At 73.2% G+C, this 17,702-nt stretch carries 15 protein-coding genes; 5 read left to right on the top strand and 10 right to left on the bottom strand.

The annotated features are described in order from the left end of the window. Positions 1-131: 131 nt before the first annotated feature. From ACGFT1_RS17550 to ACGFT1_RS17525, 6 genes are all read right to left on the bottom strand, one after another. Complete coding sequence (locus ACGFT1_RS17550; RefSeq protein WP_373909859.1) at positions 132-596, bottom strand: AAA family ATPase; 465 nt, start codon at positions 594-596, stop codon at positions 132-134. Positions 597-662: 66 nt separating this feature from the next. Next, the gene (locus tag ACGFT1_RS17545; protein WP_373909858.1) at positions 663-2,102 is read right to left on the bottom strand and encodes an MFS transporter; all 1,440 of its coding nucleotides are present in this window, start codon (positions 2,100-2,102) and stop codon (positions 663-665) included. A gap of 197 nt (positions 2,103-2,299) precedes the next feature. Continuing rightward, the gene (locus ACGFT1_RS17540) at positions 2,300-3,049 is read right to left on the bottom strand and encodes an FAD binding domain-containing protein (RefSeq protein WP_373909857.1); all 750 of its coding nucleotides are present in this window, start codon (positions 3,047-3,049) and stop codon (positions 2,300-2,302) included. 391 nt (positions 3,050-3,440) lie between these two features. After that, complete coding sequence (locus ACGFT1_RS17535; RefSeq protein WP_373909856.1) at positions 3,441-5,624, bottom strand: MMPL family transporter; 2,184 nt, start codon at positions 5,622-5,624, stop codon at positions 3,441-3,443. A 438-nt stretch (positions 5,625-6,062) separates the two neighbouring features. Then, positions 6,063-6,725 carry a ScbR family autoregulator-binding transcription factor gene (locus ACGFT1_RS17530; protein ID WP_373909855.1) on the bottom strand — a complete coding sequence of 221 codons (663 nt, stop codon included), beginning with the start codon at positions 6,723-6,725 and terminating at the stop codon, positions 6,063-6,065. Positions 6,726-7,004: 279 nt separating this feature from the next. Further along, entirely contained in the window at positions 7,005-7,850 is an 846-nt protein-coding gene (locus ACGFT1_RS17525) for an RNA polymerase sigma factor SigF (RefSeq protein ID WP_373909854.1), read from the bottom strand. A 207-nt stretch (positions 7,851-8,057) separates the two neighbouring features. On the opposite strand from ACGFT1_RS17525, the gene ACGFT1_RS17520 reads away from it, so the two are divergent. Continuing rightward, a complete protein-coding gene (locus ACGFT1_RS17520; RefSeq protein WP_373909853.1) occupies positions 8,058-8,927 on the top strand; it encodes a class II glutamine amidotransferase in 870 nt (289 codons plus the stop codon). Between the two features lie 65 nt (positions 8,928-8,992). After that, entirely contained in the window at positions 8,993-9,838 is an 846-nt protein-coding gene (locus ACGFT1_RS17515; RefSeq protein ID WP_373909852.1) for a DUF1206 domain-containing protein, read from the top strand. Positions 9,839-9,920: 82 nt separating this feature from the next. On the opposite strand, the gene ACGFT1_RS17510 is transcribed toward ACGFT1_RS17515, so the two are convergent. Beyond that, positions 9,921-11,606, bottom strand: a complete 1,686-nt coding sequence (locus tag ACGFT1_RS17510) for an LCP family protein (protein WP_373909851.1) — start codon at positions 11,604-11,606, stop codon at positions 9,921-9,923. A gap of 218 nt (positions 11,607-11,824) precedes the next feature. Then, positions 11,825-12,211: a CARDB domain-containing protein gene (locus ACGFT1_RS17505; RefSeq protein ID WP_373909850.1), complete on the bottom strand. Its 387-nt coding sequence runs from the start codon at positions 12,209-12,211 to the stop codon at positions 11,825-11,827. A 215-nt stretch (positions 12,212-12,426) separates the two neighbouring features. Between ACGFT1_RS17505 and ACGFT1_RS17500 the strand changes: the two genes are divergently transcribed. Further along, positions 12,427-12,789, top strand: a complete 363-nt coding sequence (locus tag ACGFT1_RS17500) for an STAS domain-containing protein (protein WP_373909849.1) — start codon at positions 12,427-12,429, stop codon at positions 12,787-12,789. A 113-nt stretch (positions 12,790-12,902) separates the two neighbouring features. Here the strand turns inward: ACGFT1_RS17500 and ACGFT1_RS17495 are convergent, their stop codons facing one another. Both ACGFT1_RS17495 and ACGFT1_RS17490 read right to left on the bottom strand, forming a co-directional pair. Then, on the bottom strand, positions 12,903-13,784 hold the full coding sequence (locus ACGFT1_RS17495; RefSeq protein ID WP_373909848.1) for a YegS/Rv2252/BmrU family lipid kinase: 882 nt from the start codon (positions 13,782-13,784) through the stop codon (positions 12,903-12,905). A 38-nt stretch (positions 13,785-13,822) separates the two neighbouring features. After that, positions 13,823-15,415 carry an FAD-binding oxidoreductase gene (locus ACGFT1_RS17490; protein ID WP_373909847.1) on the bottom strand — a complete coding sequence of 531 codons (1,593 nt, stop codon included), beginning with the start codon at positions 15,413-15,415 and terminating at the stop codon, positions 13,823-13,825. A gap of 105 nt (positions 15,416-15,520) precedes the next feature. On the opposite strand from ACGFT1_RS17490, the gene ACGFT1_RS17485 reads away from it, so the two are divergent. Then, positions 15,521-16,120 carry a TetR/AcrR family transcriptional regulator gene (locus ACGFT1_RS17485; RefSeq protein ID WP_373909846.1) on the top strand — a complete coding sequence of 200 codons (600 nt, stop codon included), beginning with the start codon at positions 15,521-15,523 and terminating at the stop codon, positions 16,118-16,120. Continuing rightward, complete coding sequence (locus ACGFT1_RS17480) at positions 16,117-17,700, top strand: glycerol-3-phosphate dehydrogenase/oxidase (RefSeq protein WP_373909845.1); 1,584 nt, start codon at positions 16,117-16,119, stop codon at positions 17,698-17,700. Before ACGFT1_RS17485 ends, ACGFT1_RS17480 begins: the two co-directional genes overlap by 4 nt. Positions 17,701-17,702 lie beyond the last annotated feature (2 nt).

Raw genomic sequence — 17,702 nt, 5'->3', positions numbered from 1 at the left:
CGGGCCCGGGGACCGTCCACGGGCACTCCGCACGGAGCACGGGAGACCGGACACGGGACCACCGGGGCATCACAGCGCCGGGCCGACGGCCCCCGGTCGGCGCGCGGCCGCGCCGGCCGGGCGCACACTGCTCAGGCGGCCCGCACCTCGAAGCCGCCCCGGCCGTCGAACCGTACCTCGTGGACCGCGTCGAACCCGTCCGCGGGCGAGGGTCTGCGCAGCTTCTTCAGGGTGGCCAGGACACCGACGTCCGGGACCCGGTCGCGGCCCTCGCGTGCGGCGTTGCGCCGCAGGGCGCCGGTCACGTCCGGGGGGAACCAGTAGGCCGTCGCCGTCGCGCCGTGCGCGTGGGCCAGCTCCACCAGCGGAGCCCACTCCCGCGGCGACGGGTTGGTGTTGTCCACGGCCACCGCCCGTCCGGCCGCCAGGTGATCGGCCAGCAGCCGCATCTGCCGGCCCTGCTTGTTCCTGGCCTTCCGTGGGAACAGGTCCTTGCTGACCAGCTCGTACCGGTCGGACAGGCACCGTGCGTAGAAGGCCGACTTCCCCGACGCCTGCAGGCCGACCAGCACGGCCACGTCCGCCTCTGCCGTCATACCGGCCACGATGACACGTCACCGCGGGCCGTACGACACACCCGCGGGGGGCCGGTGGCGCGTCGGTCAGCGGGCCCGCGCGGGGTCCGGCGTGCCGGGCCCCGGGTCTTGGTGGCCTCGCGCGGGCCGGGAGGCGCGGGCCACGAGGAGCAGCAGGAGCCCGCAGGCGGCGACCAGCAGCCAGCCCGGGCGGGAGGCGCGGGCCAGGCCCGCGGGGGCGGTGCCCGCGACCAGGCCGCCGGCGACGGCGATGCCGACGGCGGAGCCCAGCTGTCGCGCGGTGGACGTGACGGCGCCCGCCACCCCCGCCCGGGCGGGAGGCAGTCCACTCACCGCGGTGTTGGTGATCGGCGCGTTGGCGAAACCGAAGCCGATGCCGATGAGCAGGTAGGCGAACAGCAGCAGGTACACGCTGGTGTGCCGGTCGAGTCCGGTCAGGCACAGCCCGCCGGCGGTGAGGAAGCCGCCCGCCAGGCGCAGCGGCAGCCCCGGGCCGGTACGGCCGACCAGGCGGCCGGACCACGGTGCGCAGACGGTGGCGCCGAACGCCATGGGCAGGGTCGCCGTACCGGCGGCCAGCGGGGTGAAGCCGCGGGCGTGCTGGAGGTAGAGGGTGTTGAGCAGCAGCGTCACGTTCAGCGCGGCGAACACCGCCACGGCGCCCAGGACGGCGCCGCTGAACACGGGCCCGCGGAACAGGCCGGGGTCCACCAGCGGTTCGGTCCGGCGGGCCTGCGCCCACACGAATCCCGCCGTCGCCGCGACGGCGAGGGCGTAGGCGGTCAGCGCCGCGAAGGACGTCCAGCCGATGCGCGGCCCCTCGATGAGGATGCCGACCCAGAGTCCGATCGTCACGGTCAGCAGGAGCTGCCCCGGAACGTCGGGCCGCCGGGCCTTCGCCGCCCGGGACTCGGGTACGAACAGCGCGCTGAGCACGAGGGCGGCCACGATGACCGGGGCGTTCATCCAGAACAGCGACCGCCAGCCGAGTCCCGCGACGAGGGCGCCGCCGGTGACCGGGCCCGCGGCCATGCTGAGCCCGAACACCGCCGCCCACACGCCGATGGCCCGCGCTCGCTCCCGCGGGTCGGGCATCGCGTTGACCACGATGGCGAGTGCCACGGGGCTCAGCATGGAGGCGCCGACCCCCTGCACCGCGCGTGCCGCGATCAGCGCACCCACCGACGGGGCGAGCGCGCAGGCCAGCGAGGCCGCGCCGAACACCGTCAGCCCCCACTGGAACACCCGCCGGCGCCCGAAGCGGTCCGCCAGCGCGCCGGAGGAGATCAGCAGACCGGCCAGGACGACGGTGTACGCGTCCACGGTCCACTCGAGACTGCGGGTCCCCACGTCCAGGCCGCGGCCGATGGCGGGCAGGCCCACGTTGACGATGGTCGTGTCCAGGCCGACCAGGAACATGCTCAGACAGCAGACGGCCAGTACCGTCCAGCGTCTGCGGGTGCTCAGCGGGAGCGGTGGGTTCGGGGCGAGCGTCGTCGCGGTCACGGTCTGCCTTCCGGGTACAGGAGCGGTGCCCGGTCAGGCTCGGTCAAGGTGACGGCCGGCGGCCAGCGTCTTTGCCGGTACGGCAAACGGCCGGTCGGTCCGAGGGCGGACCTCTGCCCCGGCGGACGTACGCCACCGCCCGTTCGCGCCGTGATCGTGCGCAAGCGTGCCCGCTTGCGGGGCGCGCGGCGGCGCGGTCACCGATGCGGCGTGCTCGGGCCGTCCCCGTTCCCGGCGTTCTCACGCAGCAGGCCGGTGACCTGGGGGCGGATCACTTCCCAGGCGACGGCCGACAGGTCACCCAGGGCCGTGCCGCGCAGTGCGCCGAGGGCCTCTTCGGCGTCGGTGTCTCCGGCGGTGTCCCCGCTGAGCACGTCGTAGCCGTCGCGTACGGCGACGCGCAGGCGCCGGCGCGCGCCGTCACCGGCGCTCAAGGCCGAGGCCACGACCAGAGGGGGCGGCCCGCCTGCCTCGCCGGGCAGTTTGCGGTAGGCGGAGGCGACCGGCGCACGCCAGCGCAGGCTGAGCAGAACGGGCCGTTCGGCGACGACCTCGGTCAGGTCCGCCTCACGGACCCCGTCGGATTCCAGGACCGTGGCGCGGGCGTCCAGGACGAGGGCGGCGGGGAGCAGGCAGCGCAGCGTGCTGCCGACGAGGTTGCCCCCGACCGTCGCGGTCCGCCGCACGGCTCCGGTGCCGATGGTGGCGGCGGCCAGCCGCAGGACGTCCGGCTGCTCGGCGTCGATCCGGTGCAGGACCACGGCGCCGCCGACGGTCTCGCGTCCCAGGACATTGGCCTCCGGCACCTCGCGCAGGGACATGGCGAGGCCGGGGAAACCGTCCCGTTGCCACGTCGCCCACACGAGGGTCGCCCCGCCGATGGGCACGGCCCCCTCGGCCAGGCACTCCTGGGCTTCCGTCACGGACGTGGGCAGACACAACAGCACGGCGCCGACCTGCCTTCCTGGTCACGGGAACGACCGGCGGCCGGCACGACGGCCCGGCTGCCCGCCGGCAGCGCAGTCTTGTCGCGCGGACGGGGGCGCGTACAGGGCTCACACGAGCGTGCGGTGCGCACCGACCGGCTACGGCCACAGATCGCGCGGCCCCCGGCGCGGGCGCACCGCGCACGGCCGTGCCCGGTGCGGGACGCCGGCGTCCGCGTCGGTGCCTGGCGGGCCGGGCGACGGCCGGCCGCGGCCGCCGCGTGCCGTAGCGGTCGCGTCCGTCGGCTGGCCGGGCACGGCAGGGCACCGGCGGGCACCGGCGGATTGCCCGCGGAACGCGAAAAGTCCTGCCGGGCCGCACGGCCCGGCAGGACTTCGGTGGGTGACGCGGTCAGCCGCGGCGGCCCGCCGGGTCGTGGGTGGCGTCCCGGTCCTCGTCTCCGTGGACGGGTGCGGAGCCGACGGTTGCGCCGGTGGCCGGCACCGTCGCCCGGTCCCCGTGGCCCGGCCACCAGGCCGCGTGGCCTATGAGCGCCGTGAGGCTCGGGGTGAAGAACATCGCCATGATGAACGCGGCGACCGCGATGCCGAAGGAGACGGCGAAGCCCATCTCCATGAGCAGCGAGTTGCCCGCCAGCATCATGGTGGCGAAGGTCGCCGCCAGGATGAAGCCCGCCGCGGCCACGGTCGGTCCGGCGTGCCGCAGTGCCATGCCCGCCGCCTCGCGGGGGTCACGGCCCTCCCGGGCCTCCTCGCGGAGTCGGGCGATCATGAGGATGTTGTAGTCGGTGCCGATCGCGACCACGAACAGGTACATGATCACCGGGAGCATGAACATCAGTCCCGAGTGGCCCTGCCCGTCCTGGAAGATCCACACGGTGGCGCCGAGGGTCGCACCGAAGCCGAGACCCACCGAGGCCATCAGGTACCAGGGCGCGACCACACTGCGCAGCAGCAGCCCCAGGATGATCATGATGAGGAGGGCGGCGACGGGGAACACCGTGCGGTAGTCGTGGTTCACCGCGGCGTTGATGTCCTTGAAGATGGAGGACATGCCGCCGACGAGCGCCTCGGTACCGCCGGGCGCGGCGGAGTGCGCGACGTCGCGGACCCGGCCCACGGCGTCGATGGCCTTGTCCGTGGACGCCTCGTACTTGAGCGTGACGGTGAAGTCGGCGGTGGTGCCCTGCTTGTTCACCTGGGTCATGCGGGCGTTGGCGACGCCGTCCACGGCGCCGAGCTTGCGCGCGTACGCGTCGAAGGCGGACCTGTCCAGCGGCTTGCCGTCGGTGGAGGAGAGGTAGACGTCGGTGGGTGCCGCGGCGCCCGCCGAGTACGCCTTCTGCATCTCGTCCTGGACGACCATGGACTCCTTGGTCTTGGGCATGGAGCCCGAGGCCAGGTCGAAGGTGGCCTTGTAGCCGAGCGTGCCGAGCGACAGGGCGAGCAGGATGAGACCGGACACTACGGCGGTCAGCGCCGGGCGGCGCCGCACGCCGCGGCCGAGGGCGGCGAAGCGGGCGTTCTCCGGCTCCTTCTGCCAGGACTTGGAGGGCCAGAACACCTTGGGCCCGATGAGCGAGACCACGGCCGGGATCAGGGTCAGGCCCGCGACCAGGGTGGCGGCGACCGCGATGGCCAGCGCCGGGCCCATCTGCTTGAGGAAGCCCAGCGTGGACAGCACGAGGGCGAGGAAGGCGATGATGACCGCTCCGGCTGCCGAGGCGATGGCCTCGCCGACCCGGGCGACCGCGTTGATCATGGCCTCCTTGGGCTCGTCACCCGCGCGCAGCCTTTCGCGGTACCGGAAGATCAGGAACAGGAAGTAGTCCGTGCCGACGCCGAAGAGGACGACGATCAGGATGGACGAGATCGAGCTGTTGGCCTGGAGGTCGAAGAGCTTGGTGGCGTAGGCGATCAGGCCGTTGGCGATGGCGGACACGAGGCCGATCAGCAGCAGTGGCAGGACGGCCAGGATCGGCGCCCGGAAGATGATCAGCAGTGTCACCAGGATGATCACGAAGGTGCCGATACCGATCAGCGCCTGGCCGCGCTTGGAGGAGTCCTCCTGGTCGAGCGCCTGGGCGGCGGAGCCGCCGAGTTTGACGTCGAGATGCGTGCCCTTGGTCAGTTTCCTGACCTCCGCGCGCAAGTCCCTGGCGGCGTCGACCTGTTTGGGCTGGCCGGCGTTCTTGCTGTCCATCTGCACCAGGGTCAGGTCATACCTGCCGTCCTTGGACGGCTGGCCGGGGACGACCTTCTGCACCTGGTCTATGTGCTTCTTGCCCAGATCCGAGGTGATCCGGGCGACGTCCTTCTGGTCGGCGGCGGTCAGCTTGCCGCCGTCGGTGCGCTGGTAGAGCGCGATCGCGGACGGGGTGAAGGCGCTGGGGAACGCCCTCTCCTGGAGTTGTGCCGCTTTGATGGATTCGTAACTCTTCGGCAGGAAACTGCTCTCATCACTGTTGGAGGGCAGACTCGGCGCGGTGGCCACAATGGCGACCGCGGCGATCAGCCACGCCACGATCGTCCAAATGGGATGACGGACGACAGTGTTGCCTATACGTCGGAACATGCGGAGGGTCCTCCTGGGAAGGAAGATCACCGCAGCCCGGGGAGCGGTCCCTGGCATCGGCGACCCCGACCGGCACGCAGGTCACGGGCCGGTCGCATGGTTGTCTTGGTTGCACATCCTAGTGACCGCGCGCACGTGTTCACGCATCGGACGCGCTGCGCCGGGCCGACGCCGTTCAGAGATGAACGGCTCGCCAACGCCGCTGGGCCTGGGAGGGGTTGGGAAGTCGTCCGAAGGCGGGCAGGGTCCCGCCACCCGCCTGGCCGGGTAGGTGACACGGGTATTTCGGACGACCGTCACGCCGTGCGGGCCCGACCCGGGAAAACCGGTACGGCGGTTTGTTACGGGCCCGCGCGTGCGCCCGTCGGACGGCGAGGAAATGGCTGCCCGTCGTACGGGCATGGCACGGCAGCGGGAGGTTGCGGCGCGAAGGCCGGGTCAGGCGGAGGCTCCGGCGAGGGCTGCCGACTTCTCGTGGGTCTCCGCGATCACGCGGGCGCCGCGGTCCGGTGCGGTGTCCAGCCGGACCAGGACGGCGGGGGCCGCGATCGAGGGGAGGAGGTGGTCGTACAGCGCCGCCATACGGTCGTCGAGGTCCGCCCAGCCGGCCACCGCCTGCGAGACGAACTGCACGCCGATCCACGCGCCGAGGAAGACCTGGGCGGTCTCCTCGGGCGACACGTGCGGGAGGACCTCACCGCGTCGCTTGGCCTCCGACAGGACGCACGAGGTCAGACGGGCCCAGGCCGGCCAGGTGCTGCCGAGGATGTCATGGCCCTGGAGATCGGCGGAGAGCCGGACACCGGCGAGCAGCATCGGTTCCTGAGGCAGGCGGTTGGCCAGCGTCATGCCCGCGTCCACCCATTCCTGCAGCTTCAGCTCCCGGGGCAGGTGGTATTCGGTCCTCATCTGCTCCTGGAGCACCCCCCGGGCGAGGGCGGCCTTGGAGCCGAAGTGGAAGTAAAGGGCGCCCTTGGTCACACCGGCCCGCTGGAGGATCTCGGCGATGGTGGCGGCCGCGTATCCGCGTTCCGCGAAGACGCCGGCGGCGGCCTCGAGAACAGCGCGCCGGGTCCGGACAGCTCGCTCCTGCTGAGCCATGGACCCTCCCCCGGCCGAGAATCGAACCAAACAGGTCGTACCTTATCGCAGGCCGTTCAACAAGAGGTCGGGCCAGGGACGTTGGGCGAAGAGGTGGCGAACGGGGGCGGGGGAGACTGGACTTGCCTGTCGGCGACGGTGAAAGACGCAAAAGCCCCCCAGGTGGGGGGCTGCGGGTATGCGTGCCGCGAAGGGCCAGGGACCGGACGGGAGATGAACGCGGCCGCGGCACCCCTGAGATCAGGGGCGCCGCACGAGGCCGTGACCGTCAGGCGGTGGTCAGCGGGTGGTCAGCATGCCTTCCCGAAGGCGCTTGAGGGTGCGGGACAGCAGCCGCGAGACGTGCATCTGGGAGACACCCAGACGCTCACCGATCTGCGCCTGCGTCAGCTCCTCCACGAACCGCAGATGCAGGATCACCCGGTCCCGCTCCTCCAACTCCGCGATCATCGGAGCCAACGCGTGGAAGTCCTCCACCAACCCCAGCGCCGCGTCCTCCGTACCGATGAAGTCCTGAAGCGCGCTCTCCCCGTCCTCACTGCCACCGATCGCCGCGTCCAGCGAAGCCGAGTTGTAGCCGTTGGCCGCCAACCGCGCCTCCACGACCTCCTCCTCCGACAGACACATCAACTCCGACAGCTCACGCACCGTCGGCGTCCGACCCAACCGGCTGCGCAACTCCTCCGTCGCCCGCGCCAACGCCACCCGCGCCTCCTGAAGACGCCGCGGCACATGCACCGCCCACGACGTGTCCCGGAAGAACCGCTTGATCTCCCCCACGATGTACGGCACCGCGAACGACGTGAACTCCACCTCACGCGTCAACTCGAACCGGTCGATCGCCTTGATCAAGCCGATCATCCCGACCTGGACAATGTCCTCCATCTCCTCCGGCCCACGACTGCGGAACCGCGCGGCGGCGAACCGCACCAAGGACATGTTCATCTCGATCAACGTGTTCCGCGCGTACTGGAACTCCGCCGTACCCTCCTCCAGCACCGCCAGCTGATCGAAGAACACCTTCGACAACTCCCGCGCATCCCGAGGAGCCACAGCCGCGGGATCCGCGACCTCCGGCAGCCCGACCGCCGTCTTCGTGTCCTGGGCCACGGTGAGCGTCGTCATGGTGTTCCCCTCCCGAATCGTTCCATAGGTGCTGGTCACCGGTCGACGAAGCCGCGTCTACCCGGCCGCTCGACAAACACACCTGTTTTTTTCGCCGGATGTCGGCCAACCGCCCGCCGCGCGCGCGTGCGCGGCGGCGCCGGGCGCGGGACCATGGCCGTCCGGCCGTGGATCTCCCGGCCGGGGACCGAGACCAAGGAGGGTGCCGTGTGCCGCCTTTTCGGGCTGAGCAGTTCCCCCGCGCGCACGAACGCCACGTTCTGGCTGCTGGACGCGCCGGACAGCCTCGACGCGCAGAGCCACCGGGAACCCGACGGCACCGGCCTGGGCTACTTCACCGGGGACGGCACCCCGAAGGTGCACAAGGCGCCGATCGCCGCCTACGAGGACCGGGTCTTCGCCCACGAGGCCCGACAGGTGGAGTCGGCCACCTTCCTCGCCCACATCCGTTTCGCCTCGACCGGGGGCCTGGACGTGCGCAACACCCACCCCTTCGCACAGGACGGGCGGCTGTTCGCGCACAACGGCGTGATCGAGGGCCTCGACGCACTCGACCGGCACCTGGGCGAGGACCGCTCGCTGGTGCACGGCGACACCGACTCCGAGCGCTTCTTCGCGCTGGTGACCCGGGAGACCGCGGCGCACGGGGGGGACGTCTCCGCCGGCATCGTCTCCGCGGCGCGCTGGGCGGCCGAGCACCTCCCCCTGTACGCCCTCAACATCATCGTCGCCACCGCTGACGAGCTGTGGGCCCTGCGCTATCCGGCCACGCACGAGCTGTACGTCCTTCCCCGTCCGGCCGGCGGGCGCCACGGATCGCGGCATCTCGACCACTCCGGCCGCCACGGCCGGCTGCGCGTGCACTCGGCGGCCCTGAGCGAACGGCCCGCCGTCGTCGTGGCCAGCGAGCCCATGGACGAGAACCCGCACTGGCGGCTCATGGACCCCGGCGAACTGCTGCACGTCGACGGGCAGGGCCGGATCACGTCCCGTACCGCGCTGTCCGACCCTCCGGCCCGTCCCCTCACTCTCGCCGACCTGCGGCCCGCCGCCGCCGCCTCGCAGCGGTCGAAGTAGCGTCGCCCCCGAGGGCCGGGGCATCGGCCAGGTGTCGTACCGGGACGCGGGGGCATCGGCGATGTATGGGGACACACTCGTGGGCAGTGCAAGGACGGTTCGGGGCCCGGCGCGCGGCCGACAGCAAGGCGATGGCCATGGCGGGCCGGGCGGGCTTCGCCGCCCGTGGGCTCATCTACGTTCTGGTGGGCATCATCTCGCTCCAGATCGCCTTCGGCGGTGGGAGCGGCGGGAAACAGGCCGACCGCGGGGGTGCCCTCACGGAACTGGCGGACAAGCCGCTCGGTTCGGCGATGCTGTGGATCGTGGGCATCGCGCTCGCCGGCATGGCGCTGTGGCGGCTGTCGGAGGCGGTGGTCGGCGCGGCGGGTCCGGACGGCACGAAGCTGACGAAGCGGGCGGCGTCCGCTGGCCGGTTCGTCTTCTACGCGTTCGTGTCCTACTCCGTGCTGTCCTACGCGGCGGGCGACAAGGGCAGCGGCAGCGGCTCCTCCGACCAGCACACCGACGACGTCACCGCGATGGTGCTGAAGTGGCCGGCCGGTGAGTGGCTCGTCGGGATCGCGGGCGTCGGCGTGGTGATCGCCGGAGTGTGGATCGGCGTCCAGGCCGTGCGGAAGAAGTTCCGCAAGCGGCTGCGGACCGGTGAGATGTCGCAGCGGACCGAGCGGGTGACCGACGTCCTGGGGGTCACGGGCGGCGTGGCACGCGGCATCGTCTTCGCCGTCGCCGGGGTGTTCGCGATCGTCGCGGCCGTCCAGCACCAGCCCGGCAAGGCCAAGGGCATGGACGACACCCTGCGCTCCTTCCGGGATCTGCCGGCCGGGCCGTGGCTGCTCGCCCTGATCGCGCTCGGTCTGGCCGCCTTCGGCGTCTTCTCCTGGTTCATGGCCCGCTGGCGCAGGATCTGACCCTGCCGGCCCCTGCCCGGCCGCACATTCCCGTCGGCCCGGAACAGACCTACCACGACCGCGACGCGCCCTTATGTGCCGCTCAGCCGTCGGAGTCGGGTTCGTTCCGGGCCGCCGCGTACGCCTGGGACGGTGTCATGGAGACGCCGTGCAGGGTGACCGTCTTGTAGGGGCTGACCTTGGCGCAGGTCTTGGCCTGGTCGGCGGTGGAGGCGTGGGCGTGGGAGACGGCGGCGCCGGTTTCGGCGTGCGCGGAGGAGCCGCCGGGGTAATCCTTGCCGCTGGTCCAGTCGCCCCCCACGACCAGGGTCAGTCCGCTGCCCGTCCCCTGCTTCAGGTGGGAGGCGGGCAGGCCGAGCGCCTTCGCCACGGTCTGCGCGGCGGCCTTCCGGCCGGCTCCGTAGGTGAGGGTGGTCCTGGTGGCGGGGGTCGGGGCGTTGCCCGTGGTGGTACCGGTGCCGAAGCCCTGTTCCGTGAGGGCGTCCGCCACGGCGGAGGCGCGGCCGGTGACGCGCGTGCCGTTCTCCACCGTCACGGCGATCTCGGACGCGGGTACGGCGGTGGCCGTGGCGGTCGCGGACGCCACCGCGGACTTGCCGCCGGAGCCGGTACTGAGGGACTGGTCGTGGGCGATGGTGGAGAACAGGGATTTCGCGCCCGGGCCGACCACCACCCGGTTGTCGTCGTCCGGGTCGGGTGCCGTCTGCATCGTGGCGAAGGTGATCCGCTTGGCCGGGACCTTGTTGACGTCGCCCGCGAGCGCGATCAGCTTCTTCACGGAGCCCAGGCCGTCGTCCACGGTCAGTGCCTTGGTGGCGGCGTCGGCGAGCCCGTACACCGCGCTGGGGTCGGTGAGCGTGCCCGCGCTCTTGAACTTGCGGATCATCGCGCTGAGGAAGATGTGCTGGGAGATCGTACGGCCGAGGTCGCTGCCGTCCCCGAAGCCGTGCCGGGAGCGGACGAACTCCAGGGCCGCGACGCCCTTGAGGGTGTGGGTGCCCCGGGAGAGCTTCAGGTGGGAGTACGTGTCGTAGACGTCGGCGTTGACGCAGACGGACACGCCGCCGACCGCGTCGGACATCTTCACCACGCCGGAGAAGTCGAGCTTCACGAAGTGGTCGACGGGGATGCCGGTGAGCCGGTGGACGGTGGCCACCTGGCAGGCGGGGCCGTACTGGAGCGCGCTGTTGACCTGCCCGTAGTAGCCGGACGTGGACTTGCCGGTCTCGCCGTCCTCGCAGGCCGGGACCCTGGTCATGGTGTCCCGGGGAATGCTCATCACGGTGGCGTTGGAGCGGTCGGCCGATATGTGCAGCACCATCTCCACGTCGGCGTTGCTGCCGCTCTGCACTCCCGTTCGGGAGCAGCCGCCGCCCAGGGAGCAGTCGGTCTTGCTGGTGCGGCCGTCGGAGCCCATGACGAGGATGTTGATGGGCGTCCGGCCGAAGGCGTCTGCCTGCTCCGCGCCACCCTTGCCGTCCAGGGCGAGGCTGTGGATGTTGCCGTTCAGGTGCTGGTAGAACCACCAGCCGGCGCCGGCGGTGATCAGGATGAGGGTGGACAGGCAGACGCCGAGGATCTTCAAGGCCCGTAGGCCGCGGCGCAGTGGGCGGGCGCGGCGGGAGCGGCCGCCCTCGCGCGTGCCGGAGGCCGCCCGGACCGCGGCCCGGCCGCCCGGCTCGTCGGGTCCGGCGGTGCGCTGCCCGGGCACCCTGTCGCTACGGCGGCGCGTGGCCTGGCCGGCCGGCCCGTCCCACGGGTCGCTCATTTCCCACTCCCCTGAACGGTCGGGCCTGTCGCGGGCCGGTCCGTCGCAGGGACGGCCGGGCGTGCGCGGCGGTGTACGGGCAGGCGAGAGGTGCTGTGACCTCTCGGTTGCGTAGTTGCGCAATCTAACAAAGCCGTGGCCGGAACCGCACAGATCCACACGCAACTCACAGGTGAGGCATCTCATGGCACCGCCGCATCCGGCGACGGGCGGGATGGTCAGCCGCCGGTGCGGCGCAGGCGGGGCACCGGGGCGGCGGGGGGCCGCGGGCGCGCGGTGAGCTGGCCCAGCATGGCCCGGACGAGGATCGCCGCGTTCGGGTCGTCCATGTAGTACGTGCAGCCGTCGGCGTGCTCCGGGAAGTCGAGTCCGCGGGTGAGCCGGATCCGGAAGGTGACGCCGTCCGCGGGGGCCGTGCCCTGGTTGGTGACGGTGACGTTCCGGTCGTACACCTCGCCGGGCTCGGGAGAAGCGGCCGGCAGGGAGGAGACCACCAGGTCGGGGGCGAGGTCGTCGGCGTGCGCCAGGGGGGCGGCGAGGGCGGGGACGCCGATGGCGATCGCGGCGGCCATCACCGCGGCCGCGGGGCGCAGGGGTGAGCGCACGGTGGACCTCTCGTCAGGACGGGAAAAGGCGGTGACCGGGCCGCGCGGGCCCGGTCGTCGTGTACTGGACACACCAGGGACTCCCGAGGTTGTAGGGGACTCGGCACCTCGGCGCCGGACGGTCGAGGGCCGGCCCGCATCCTCTGCGCGATCCTGGGCAGCCTCCCGGAGAGAAAAGCTCTGGGCAAGGATCGGCGAGCGTGGACGAGGAACACGTGGCAGACACGAACGAAGAGACGGAAGCGGACCGGTTGTCGGTCGATCAGGCCACCGTCGGCGGTGTCACCGTGGTCACGGTGAGTGGCGAGGTCGACCATCACACCTCGGGCGTGCTCCGCCGGGCCCTGCTGCCCGAGGACCCCGCCGAGCCGGCGCGTACCGTCGCGGACTTCAGCGGCGTGGCGTTCATGGACTCCAGTGGGATCAACGTCCTCATCGCCGCCCACCAGGCCCATGAACCGGTCGGCTGGCTCCGCCTGGCCGGCGTCCGCAGTACCGTCCTGCGCACCCTGGAGATCGTGGGCCTGACCACCCTCATCCCGTGCTACCCGAGCGTCGGCGACGCCCTGCAGGACTGAACGGCGCCGGCACCCCGGGACCGGCGGGGCGCCGGCCGGGCCGGAGACGGTCGCCTGCGGCACGCCCCGCGGCCCGCACGGCGCCGGTCGCGCGCAAGCCGGCGGGGACGGAGTCAGTACAGCACCCGCAGGTCCGCGGGGCGTACCCGCAGCGTCACCGGGAGGGCGGCCTCCACCTCGCCGTCGGCGCCGTAGGGGACGGGCCGGTCGGCCTCGATACGCAGTTCCCGGCCGCGCAGGACGCGCACTTCGGGACGGTTCACGTGGGCGCCCGTCCTGAGTTCGTTCATGAGCGTGAAGAAGAGCCGGCGTGGCGCGTCGCGGATCATGACGATGTCGAGCAGCCCGTCGTCGACCCGTGCGTCCGGCGCGATGAGCCGGCCGGAGCCGTAGTAGGGGGAGTTGGCGGCGACGACGGTGTAACCGCGGTGGGTGTGCTCGGTGCCGTCGACGGTGACGCGGAAGCCGGCCGGCCGCCAGGTGGTGACGGCACGCAGGCCTCCGGCGTAGTAGGAGGCGGCGCCGCGCAGCAGCCGGGCGTTGTTCGCGTGCCGGTTGGCCTCGGCGTCGACCCCGGCGTACACGCTGCCCAGGACGACGGTGCGCGGATGGACGGCCGACTCCACCTCGATGGTGTCGACGGGCCGGGGTTCGGCGCGCAGCAGGATGCCGGCGAGTGCGGCCGGGTCGGCGGGCAGGCGCAGCGCGCGGGCGAAGTCGTTGCCGCGTCCTGCGGGGACGAGCCCCAGTACGGTGCCGGTGCCGCTGAGCGCGCCGCCGATGCCGCCGGCGATGCCGTCACCGCCGACGGCGAGGACGACGCGTCCCCGCTCGCCGGCGGTGCGGGCGATGTCCTGGGCGTGGCCCAGGCTGTGGCTGTACTCGGTGTCCAGGCCGGCGCCGGCCTCGCGCAGCAGCCGGGCCAGGTGGAGCAGGGTCGCCGCCCCGGTGGAGCCGCCGGCGGTGGGATTGACGACGGCGGTGAACTGTCGCATCGGTGTGCCTTTCGAGGCAGGCGGTCGGATCGGTGGGGTCAGTCGGTGGGCAGCAGGACACCCGGGTTGAGGAGCCCGTCGGGGTCGAGGCGGTGTTTGACGGCGCGCAGGGCCGAGACGCCGAGGGGGCCGGCCTCGCGGACGTACCAGTCGCGGTGGTCGGTGCCGACCCCGTGGTGGTGGGAGATGGTGCCGCCGGCGGCCAGTACGGCCTCGTTGGCGGCGTGCTTGGCGGGCGTCCAGTGCGCCACCGGGTCCTCGCCCTGGGCGCTGACGACGGTGAAGTACAGCGAAGCGCCGTTCTCGTACACGTGGGAGATGTGGCACATCACCAGGGGCGGGGTGCCCGCCTGGGTGAGGGTGTCGGTGAGGGCGGTGCGGACGGCCGTGTACAGGCCGGGGACCCGGGACCAGAACGCCGCGGTCTCCAGCGTCTCGGCGAAGGCTCCGGCGTCGAGCAGGGCGTCGCGCAGGTAGGGCGCGGAGTAGCGGCCGTGCGCCCAGCGGTCGCCGGGTTCGGTGCCGGCGGGGGTGCCGCCGCAGTCCGTCAGGACGGCCGCAGCCCGCTCCCGGCGCCACGCGGTGTCCTCGGCCGTCCCCTCGTAACCGGTGATCGCGAGGCATCCGGTGTCGCCGCGCCCCGGACCGGCGCCGATCGCCTCGGGCTGGGCGAGGCCGATGAGCGTCTCGGTCTCGTCGGACAGCCGGAGCACGGTCGGGCGGGGGCCGTCCTGGGCGAGCCGGCGCAGCGCCCTGGTGCCCTCCTCGAACGAGCCGAACCGCCAGCCCTCGTACACCCGGGTCTGCGGCAGCGGGCGGATCCGTACGGTGACGGAGGTGATGACGCCGAAGGCGCCCTCGGAGCCGAGGATCAGCTGGCGCAGGTCGGGTCCGGCGGCGGAGCGGGGGGCGCGGCCGGTCTCGATGGTGCCCGCAGGGGTGGCCAGGGTAAGGCCGAGGACCATCTCGTCGAAGCGGCCGTAGCCGGCGGAGGCCTGGCCGCTGGAGCGGGCGGCGGCGAACCCGCCGATGGTGGCCCATTCGAAGGACTGCGGGAAGTGGCCGAGGGTGAAGCCCCGTCCGGCGAGGAGCGCCTCGGCCTCGGGGCCGCGCAGACCGGGCTGGAGGACGGCGGTGCGCGAGAGGGGGTCCAGGTCGAGCAGACGGTTCATGCGGCGCAGGTCCAGGGCGACGAACGCGGTGCGCTGGGGGGCGAGCCCGCCGACGACCGAGGTGCCGCCGCCGAAGGGGACGACGGCCAGGCCGTGCGCGGCGCAGGCGCGCAGCACGGCGAGGACCTCGTCGTGGCTGCCCGGCAGGACGACGGCCTGCGGGATGGCGGAGAGGTCGCCGGCGCGGACGCGCAGCAGGTCGGGGGTGGATTTGCCGCGGGTGTGGCGTATGCGGGTCTCCGCGTCGGTACGGACGTGTTCCTCGCCGCCGGCAGCGCGGGCGAGCGCCCGCAGCGCTGCGGGGGCGGCCGTGGGGGCGGGCGGGCGGACGTCCGCGAGGGCGGGCGCGGGTGTGGTGCGGGGTGTGACGCCGAGCAGGTCGCGCAGCAGGCCGGTCACCGTCTCGGGCAGCGGTGCCGCCTTGGCCGGGTCTCCCCAGCCGTTCCACAGCATGTCCATCGAACGGTCGTCCTCACAGGTCGGTGTGCTCGGTTCGCGCGGCTGGGCCGCGCCCCGGGGCACGGGCACCTTCCCTCCGGCCCCCGGGGCGTTACACTGTGACACATGACGCCTATTCGTCACAACGGTTCGGACAGTGATCACGTCCTCGACGCGGTACGCGACTGCGTACTGGCCGTCGGGGTACGGCGCACCACCCTCGCCGACGTCGCCCGGCGCGCCGGGGTCTCCCGGATGACCCTCTACCGGCGCTGGCCCGACCTGCGGACCCTGGTGGGCGACCTGATGACCCGCGAGTGGATCGACGTGGCCGGCCGGGCCATACCGGAGCCCTCCCCCGGCACCGCCACCCGCACCCGGATCGTGGACGGACTGGTGAGGGGGGTCGAGGCGTTCCGGGCGCACCCCCTCTTCCGGAAGATCATCGACGTCGACCCGGAACTGCTCCTCCCCTACGTGCTCGACCGCCGCGGCGCGAGCCAGGAAGCACTGCTCGCGCTGCTCGCCGACGCCCTGCGCGAAGGGCACGCGGACGGGTCCGTCCGGCCCGGCCACACCGAACGGCAGGCCCGCGCCCTGCTGCTGACCGTGCAGTCCTTCACCCTGTCCCTGCGTACGATGACCGACGAGGACGACCCGGAGCTGGACTCCGGCGCGTTCCTCGGTGAGTTGCGCGCCCTCCTGGAGAGGACCCTGACGCCATGAGCCACACCGAGGCCGCGCCCGGCTCGTCCCTGAGCGCACGCCGGCGCGGCCGGGAACTGGCCGAGGCCGCGGACGGCCGGACGGCCGACGTCCTGGTCGTCGGGCTCGGCGCCACCGGGGCCGGAGCCGCCCTGGACGCGGCGGCCCGCGGACTGGACGTCGTCGCGGTCGACGCCCACGACCTGGCCTTCGGCACCTCCCGCTGGAGTTCCAAGCTCATCCACGGCGGGCTGCGCTACCTTGCCTCCGCCCAGTTCGACGTGGCGCACGAGAGCGCGGTCGAACGCGGCATCCTGATGACCCGCACCGCCCCGCACCTGGTGGCCGCCCAGCCGTTCGTGCTGCCGCTCACCCCGCTGGTGTCCAGGGCCCAGGCCTCGCTGGCGTGGGCCGGGTTCCGGGCCGGGGACGTGCTGCGGCTGGCCGCCCGGACCCCACGCCAGGTGCTGCCCGCGCCCCGCCGGCTGTCGGCGACGGAGGCCCGGCACCTGGCGCCCTCGGTCCGCGCGGCCGGACTGCGTGGCGGACTGCTGTCCTGGGACGGCAGGGTGACCGACGACGCCCGCCTGGTGACCGCCCTGGCCCGCACGGCCGCCGCGCGCGGCGCCCGGGTGCTGACCCGGGTGCGGGCACTGGAGCTGACCGGGACGGGCGCCCGGATCCGGGACGAACGCACCGGTGAGGAGGGTGAGATCAGGGCCCGCGCCGTGATCAACGCCACCGGGGTGTGGGCGGGCACCCTCGCCGACGGCCTCCGCGTACGGCCGTCCCGCGGCACCCACCTGGTCCTGCGCTCCGAACGGCTCGGTGCCCTGCCGGCCGGCCTGCACGTCCCGGTCCCCGGGGAGACCAACCGCTTCGTGCTGGTCCTGCCCCAGGGGGACGGCCGCGTCTACGTCGGCCTCACCGACGAGCCGGTCCAGGGCGGCATCCCCGACGTGCCGGAGGTCCCCGAGACTGACATCGGCTTCCTTCTGGACGTGCTCGGCTCCGTCCTGGACACTCCCGTGGCCCGGGACGAGGTCGTCGGCGCGTTCGCCGGACTGCGCCCGCTGCTGGACACCTCCGGATCCGGCGGCCGGGACGGCGCACCGGCCCGCACCTCCGACATCTCGCGCCGGCATGCCGTACTGACCTCGGCCGACGGTGTCACCACGGTGGTCGGCGGCAAGCTCACCACCTACCGGCGGATGGCGCAGGACGCGGTGGACGCCGCGGCCGCGGCGCGCGGGCTGCGTACGGTCCCCTCCCCCACCGCCGACCTGCCGCTGGTCGGCGCCGCCGCCCCCGGCCGGCTGCGGGCCCTGTCCGCGCCGCCGGACCTGGTCCGCCGCCACGGCACCGAGGCCGCGGCCGTCCACGCGCTCGCCGCCCGGGACCCGGCCCTGGCCGAGCCGGTCCTGCCCGGCCATCCCGTGACCCGGGCGGAGCTCCGCTGGGCGGTCGAGCACGAGGGGGCCCTCGACGAGTCGGACCTCCTGGACCGCCGCACCCGCATCGGCCTGGTCCCCGCGGACCGCGCCGACGCGCTCCCCGTCGCACGGGAGATCCTGGAACGGACGGCGACCACGCGCCCCTGACC

It is taken from the genome of Streptomyces sp. Y20, from assembly GCF_043195475.1.
Lineage (GTDB): Bacteria > Actinomycetota > Actinomycetes > Streptomycetales > Streptomycetaceae > Streptomyces.
This window is presented reverse-complemented; position numbering and strand designations above follow the sequence as displayed.

Excerpts from the sequence above, each read along its gene's own strand:
- ACGFT1_RS17550 (WP_373909859.1), bottom strand. The coding sequence starts at position 596 with ATGACGGCAGAGGCGGACGTGGCCGTGCTGGTCGGCCTGCAGGCGTCG.
- ACGFT1_RS17525 (WP_373909854.1), bottom strand. The coding sequence starts at position 7,850 with ATGACGACGCTCACCGTGGCCCAGGACACGAAGACGGCGGTCGGGCTG.
- ACGFT1_RS17480 (WP_373909845.1), top strand. The coding sequence starts at position 16,117 with ATGAGCCACACCGAGGCCGCGCCCGGCTCGTCCCTGAGCGCACGCCGG.
- ACGFT1_RS17485 (WP_373909846.1), top strand. The coding sequence starts at position 15,521 with ATGACGCCTATTCGTCACAACGGTTCGGACAGTGATCACGTCCTCGAC.
- ACGFT1_RS17530 (WP_373909855.1), bottom strand. The coding sequence starts at position 6,725 with ATGGCTCAGCAGGAGCGAGCTGTCCGGACCCGGCGCGCTGTTCTCGAG.
- ACGFT1_RS17495 (WP_373909848.1), bottom strand. The coding sequence starts at position 13,784 with ATGCGACAGTTCACCGCCGTCGTCAATCCCACCGCCGGCGGCTCCACC.
- ACGFT1_RS17515 (WP_373909852.1), top strand. The coding sequence starts at position 8,993 with ATGGGGACACACTCGTGGGCAGTGCAAGGACGGTTCGGGGCCCGGCGC.
- ACGFT1_RS17490 (WP_373909847.1), bottom strand. The coding sequence starts at position 15,415 with ATGGACATGCTGTGGAACGGCTGGGGAGACCCGGCCAAGGCGGCACCG.
- ACGFT1_RS17535 (WP_373909856.1), bottom strand. The coding sequence starts at position 5,624 with ATGTTCCGACGTATAGGCAACACTGTCGTCCGTCATCCCATTTGGACG.
- ACGFT1_RS17510 (WP_373909851.1), bottom strand. The coding sequence starts at position 11,606 with ATGAGCGACCCGTGGGACGGGCCGGCCGGCCAGGCCACGCGCCGCCGT.